Genomic DNA, 5,570 nt, shown 5'->3' on the forward strand with positions numbered 1-5,570 from the left:
GGTCACGCAGGCCCACCGCGTGGCGCAGCTCCTTGAGCAGCGGAATGGCGTACTGCTCGCGCAGCTGCTGGCCACGGCGACGCAGCAGCGCCTCGATCTTTTCCGGCTCGGCCATCAGCGCCTCGTAGCGCTCGCGCAGCGGGGTGAGCTCGGCGTCGATGCGCTCGAACAGCTGCTGCTTGGCATCGCCCCAGCTGATGCCCTCGGCGAACGCCTGGGCAAACGCCGCGGTCTGTTCTGCGCTGGCGAACGCCTGGTACATCTGGAACAGCGCCGAGCCCTCGGTGCTCTTCGGCTCGCCCGGTGCACGCGAATCGGTGAGGATGGAGAACACCAGCTTCTTCAGCTCCGCACGCGGGGCGAACAGCGGAATGGTGTTGTGGTAACTCTTGCTCATCTTGCGCCCGTCCAGGCCGGCCAGGGTGGCCACCTGTTCGTCGATCACCACCTCCGGCAGCGGGAAGTACGCCTTGCCATACACGTGGTTGAAGCGCTGGGCGAAGTCGCGCGCCATCTCGATGTGCTGGATCTGGTCGCGGCCCACCGGCACGCGGTTGGCCTTGAAGATCAGGATGTCGGCGGCCATCAGCACCGGGTACATGAACAGCCCGGCGCTGATCCCGGCGTCCTCGTCCAGCTGCTCTTCGCGGTTCTTGTCCACGGCCGCTTTGTAGGCGTGGGCGCGGTTGAGGATGCCCTTGCTGGCGATCGCGGTGAGGAACCACATCAGCTCGGTGGTTTCGGGAATGTCGCTCTGCCGGTAGAACCACACCTTGTCCGGGTCCAGCCCGCAGGCCAGCCAGCTGGCCGCGATCTCCAGGGTCGAGCGCTGGGTGCGCTCGGGTTCCTGCGCCTTGATCAGGCTGTGCAGGTCGGCCAGGAAGAAGAAGCTCTCGATCTCCGACGCCTGGCTGGCCGCGATGGCCGGGCGGATGGCGCCCACATAGTTGCCCAGGTGGGGGGTGCCGGAGGGGGTGATGCCGGTAAGAACGCGGGTGGTCATAGGGGGATCATTACGGACAGGTGAACCACGCCAGTTTACCTGCCCCGGCCCAACCCCGTTGGCAACGGTGAGCCGTTCAACCCATCACCCCAACGTGGAGCCGTGCCATGAAACGCCTGTTGCTGCCCCTGCTTGCCGTGCTGGTCCTGTGCGGCTTCCGCCCGGCCCCGCTGCCCCCGCGCCTGGAGTCGGGCCCGGTCTACCTGACCGTGCTGGACCGCGATGCGGGCACCACGCTGCCGCAGTACCGCGATGGCAGCCAGCGCTGGATCGCCGGGGAAAAGGGCCACCGCTACAGTGTGCGGCTGCGCAACCACAGCGCCGAACGGGTGCTGGTGGTGGTGTCGGTGGATGGCCTGAACGCCATCAGCGGCGAGGTGGCCGCGCCCGGCCAGACCGGCTACGTGCTCAACCCCTGGCAGACCGCCGACATCAGCGGCTGGCGGAAATCGCAGGACGAGGTGGCCCAGTTCGTGTTCACCTCGCCCGGCAAGAGCTACGCCGGGCGCACCGGCCGCCCGGACAACATCGGGGTGATCGGCATCGCGGTGTTCCGCGAAGCCGGCGCGGTGCTGACCACGCCCGCGCTCAAGCCCGTACCGGGGCGCCGCCGGTTGTCCACGCAGGACGCCGGCGCGCAGGCCGAGGCCGTGGCCGACAGCGCGCGCGGTTCGGCCGCCGCGGCGCCTGCACCGGCCCAGCGGCTGGGCACCGGGCATGGCGCGCGCGAAACCTCGCAGGTGCGCGACACTACCTTCGAGCGTGCCACCGACTACCCCGTGCAGCAGACCGAGCTGCGCTATGACAGCGCCCGCAACCTGCGCGCACGCGGCATCCTGCCGGTGCAGCAGCCGCGCCAGGACGGACCCCGTGCGTTCCCGTCGCAGTACGTGCCCGATCCGCCGGGCGACGATGGTCGTCGCTGAGGACAGCGCACGCACAAACGAAACGGGCCGCGCGATGCGGCCCGTTTCGTTTCATACACCCGGTGAAGCTGTCACTGGCACGTGCGTGCCGGCGTCACTTGTAATCTGGGTAGTCCTTGCGAATGGCGGTTTCGAAGTCGCGGACCTCGGTTTCGGCGCGGTCGCGGGCCCAGCCATAGCGTTCCTGCAGGCGACCGGCCAGGTATTCGGCGTTGCCTTCGGCTACCTTGAAATCGTCGTCGGTGAGGTCGCCCCACTTGGCCTGGGCCTTACCCTTGAGCTGCGTCCACTTGCCGGAAATGATGTCTTTGTTCATGGGTTCGCTTCCTTGATTGCAACGGCACCTTCGCCGCACGGACAGAATGCGATGGACGACGTTCGGTGGCGGTCAAGCGCGGATGAAACGCATGCTCACGTGATTGAACAGGTGCTGGCGGGCGGCATGCGACAGACGCGAAAAAGGCCGGGAGATCCCGGCCTTTTTCGGTCCAGCCTGATCGCGGGGATCAGTTGGTCTTGGCGGCGTCTTCGACCTTCTCGCCGGCCTTCTGCACGTCCTTGCCAGCACCGGCAACGGTGTTGCAGCCGGACAGCATGGCTACCGAGAACATCGACAACAGCATCAGTGCAATAACACGCTTCATGGGGTTCTCCTGTTTAATCTACGTCGACACCGGCAATCCGGTCCCACCTGTCAGATGAACCGGCCACCGCACGGCGGCGATGGCAGATCCTCTTCCTGATCGCGGTGACGTCGTGGCTGTTTCCAGCACCGCCGCCGCGTGAAGTGCAATCTGGCGGGAGGGGCGTGCAGCGAATGTGAACGCACCTTGGCAGCGTTCAGCGAATTGCAGGAAAACCCCGGCGGGCGGGCCCTCAGTCGCGCATCAGGGTGGATTTTCCGAACAGGCTTTCCACCAGGTCCACGGCCAGCACGGCGGTGCTGTTGCGGTTGTCCAGCAGCGGGTTGAGTTCGACGATGTCCAGCGAGCCCATGCGGCCGGTGTCGGCAATCATCTCCATCACCAGCTGCGCTTCGCGGTAGTTCACCCCGCCCGGCACCGTGGTGCCCACGCCCGGGGCGATGCTGGGGTCCAGGAAGTCCACGTCGAAGCTGACATGCAGGTGGGTGTTGGCGTCGATGCCGTCCAGCGCGGCTTCCATGGTGCGCTTCATGCCGGCTTCGTCGATGTAGCGCATGTCATACACATCCACCTGGTGCTGCTTGATCAGCCGCTTCTCTTCCTGGTCCACCGAGCGGATGCCGATCTGGTGCACCTGCTGCGGGCGGATCGCCGGGGCATCGCCGCCCAACCGGGTCAGCGCGTCCGGGCCCAGCCCACACAGGCAGGCCACCGGCATGCCGTGCACGTTGCCCGACGGGGTGACCTCGCTGGTGTTGAAATCCGAATGCGCATCCAGCCACAGCACGCGCAGGGTCTTGCCCTGCTCGCGGCACCAGCGCGCCACGGCGGTGATCGAGCCGATGCCCAGGCAGTGGTCGCCACCCAGCATGATCGGCATGCGGCCGGCCTGCAGTTCGGCGTAGGTGGCGTCCATCAGCGCGCGGTTCCACGCCACCACCTCGTCCAGGTGGCGGTAGCCCTGCACCGGCGCGGTCCACGGGTTGCGCGGGCCGTCCAGGTTGCCCAGGTCGCGCACGTCCACGCCACGCGCGGCCAGCGCGTCGCCCAGGCCGGCGATGCGCAGTGCATCCGGGCCGAGACCGGCGCCGCGATGGCCCGCGCCGATGTCGGTGGGAACGCCGATCAGGGAAACCGGGGGATACGTGGCCATGGGATGCCTCCTGCAAATGCGAAAAAAGAGCCACAGTCTAGCCAGCTCCGCGCAGACCCACTCGCGGCGGTGCAGCAGGCTGTCAACGGGTGCCCCCCGAGCGCGCACTTCCGCGCCGCGCCACGGCAATCCCCCTCCAACCAGTGGGCGGGGGACAAAAGGTACGCTCATCGAGAAGATCGGCTACATCACGCGACTACACGCGTCTGCTCCGCCATTACATTGGATCACGCAACCGTCGCTTGACTGTAACTGTGGAAATTCTGAGTATCCGCAAAGAACCAAGCAGCCAAACCAATCCCGGTAACGCGAGGCAGTTCTTCAAACCCAAGGAGAGTGGTTTGCAACGTCTGTACCGCAAGGAGGCGCCGAGCATTCCGGAGCATCGAAGGCTTGGAGAGACATCAATTGCTCAGCCCATCTCACGCTGGCTTGGCACAGCAAATTCGCTTTTCAGCGCATCCTCTATTGCTGCCTTCACATTGAGATTCAGGGCCGCCTACCTGATCGCGCCGTTGGCTCTGGCCCTCCTTTCAACTTCATGCGCCGGTTCAGGTGAACCTCTTTCGACAGCATGCACGCCAGGCAGAAGTTCACTCTTGAGTTCGACCGATGCAGAGGGCTTTAACGTCATCGTATTCGGTGAAACCCACGGAAATTCCCAAAGCCCAGCAATCTTCTTGGATTTCGTCTGCCGACTAGCATCAACGTCAGCACCCGTCCTCGTTGGAATAGAGATCCCGCCCTCCTCCGTTGATGCTGTTCGAGATGCGGCGCGACATGGAAGGGCAACAGTGTTTGAGGACCTCTTCTGGGCGAAATCGAGGGATGGCCGATCAAGTTCCGCTAACCTGGTCCTTGTCGAGCGTCTGGTCCGGTTGGAGTCGGAGGGATTCATTCGGCTTGTCGGATTCGACAAGCGCGTGACCGGAGAGGAGGCGTTTGGCTCAAGCGCCCTTGCTGCTTTGACGTCCAAGGGGTTGAGAAAGGGTACGAACGAAAAATGGGTGTTGCTCACCGGTCGAGGTCACTCACGATACGAGGATGACCCGTCGAGCTTGACTTACGTCCTCGTCAACAGCGGACGAAGCACCAAGGTTGTAGACCTCTCCTTTGCCACGGGAACAACGTGGGCATGCGTAATGGGCGAATGCAAGGTTCGGCAGACTGGAAACAGGGAATGCGAGACCTCCCTCAAGCCTGCGGAGGTTGTGTCTGGCACGCGCTTTCAGATCACCCATCGGTGCATTGACTCCGCCACGGCGTCTGCCCCGGCGGCTGATTCAGCTCGCGATATCGACAGATAGTGGATCCTCCAGTGCCGTCCGGTAGTCATCAGTGCGCCGTCGAGCTCCGGCGCAGCGGCACGACTACCTGGCTGGTCCGGTGAAAGGCTGAGCAGCGGCGCTACCAGGATGACCCTCCGTGGCGTGCGCCAGGCGCTGCTGGATGCCGGCTTCCGCCTGCCGGTGATGCGCGTGGACGCGCGCTCGGCCACCCAGGTGACGTTCCTGGTGAAGTCGTTGTTGTCGTATCGGTTTGCTGAAACCAGCTGATCGGAGCCGATCGCTGAGGGGCGCAGAAGATGGTGCCGCTTATCCGAATCGAACGGATGACCTACTGTTTACAAGACAGTTGCTCTACCAACTGAGCTAAAGCGGCATGGCGCGCGGGAATTCTAACGCACCCGCGCGCAGTCCAGCGAGCGTTGCTGGGCTGCACCGCTGCGCTGCCGGGCGACGCTGGCATCGGCCGGGGGCGCCAGGGTCGCGTCCAGCCACCATTGCGCGCTGCCGTCGCCACCGCTGGCGATCAGGCGGGCGTTGAAGCCGGCGGCACTCAGC

General features: G+C 65.0%; 6 protein-coding genes, 1 tRNA gene and 1 pseudogene. 3 read left to right on the top strand and 5 right to left on the bottom strand.

Translation table 11 applies throughout. From position 1 onward, the window contains the following. The coding region (locus DBR34_RS07020) for a tryptophan--tRNA ligase (protein WP_128096256.1) at window positions 1–1,003 on the bottom strand (1,003 nt) is incomplete at its 3' end. A gap of 107 nt (window positions 1,004–1,110) precedes the next feature. Here DBR34_RS07020 and DBR34_RS07025 point away from each other — a divergent pair. Continuing rightward, the gene (locus DBR34_RS07025) at window positions 1,111–1,929 is read left to right on the top strand and encodes a hypothetical protein (protein WP_128096257.1); all 819 of its coding nucleotides are present in this window, start codon (window positions 1,111–1,113) and stop codon (window positions 1,927–1,929) included. Window positions 1,930–2,023: 94 nt separating this feature from the next. Here DBR34_RS07025 and DBR34_RS07030 read toward each other — a convergent pair whose 3' ends face one another. The 3 genes from DBR34_RS07030 to rocF all read right to left on the bottom strand — a co-directional run bounded on the left by DBR34_RS07030 (window position 2,024) and on the right by rocF (window position 3,726). Further along, window positions 2,024–2,245 carry a CsbD family protein gene (locus DBR34_RS07030; RefSeq protein ID WP_038691077.1) on the bottom strand — a complete coding sequence of 74 codons (222 nt, stop codon included), beginning with the start codon at window positions 2,243–2,245 and terminating at the stop codon, window positions 2,024–2,026. A gap of 190 nt (window positions 2,246–2,435) precedes the next feature. Next, entirely contained in the window at window positions 2,436–2,573 is a 138-nt protein-coding gene (locus DBR34_RS07035; protein WP_038691079.1) for an entericidin A/B family lipoprotein, read from the bottom strand. Window positions 2,574–2,805: 232 nt separating this feature from the next. Continuing rightward, the gene (gene rocF / locus DBR34_RS07040; RefSeq protein ID WP_128096258.1) at window positions 2,806–3,726 is read right to left on the bottom strand and encodes an arginase; all 921 of its coding nucleotides are present in this window, start codon (window positions 3,724–3,726) and stop codon (window positions 2,806–2,808) included. A gap of 254 nt (window positions 3,727–3,980) precedes the next feature. On the opposite strand from rocF, the gene DBR34_RS21240 reads away from it, so the two are divergent. Together DBR34_RS21240 and DBR34_RS07045 are read left to right on the top strand one after the other, a co-directional pair. Further along, complete coding sequence (locus DBR34_RS21240; protein ID WP_181393925.1) at window positions 3,981–5,033, top strand: hypothetical protein; 1,053 nt, start codon at window positions 3,981–3,983, stop codon at window positions 5,031–5,033. Window positions 5,034–5,159: 126 nt separating this feature from the next. Then, window positions 5,160–5,282: pseudogene (locus DBR34_RS07045) on the top strand (GTPase); the annotation flags it as partial. Between the two features lie 30 nt (window positions 5,283–5,312). Here DBR34_RS07045 and DBR34_RS07050 read toward each other — a convergent pair. Continuing rightward, a tRNA-Thr gene (locus tag DBR34_RS07050) sits at window positions 5,313–5,388 on the bottom strand. Window positions 5,389–5,570: the final 182 nt, after the last annotated feature.

This window comes from Stenotrophomonas sp. HMWF003 (assembly GCF_003061285.1).
Classification (GTDB): Bacteria; Pseudomonadota; Gammaproteobacteria; order Xanthomonadales; family Xanthomonadaceae; genus Stenotrophomonas; species Stenotrophomonas maltophilia_AP.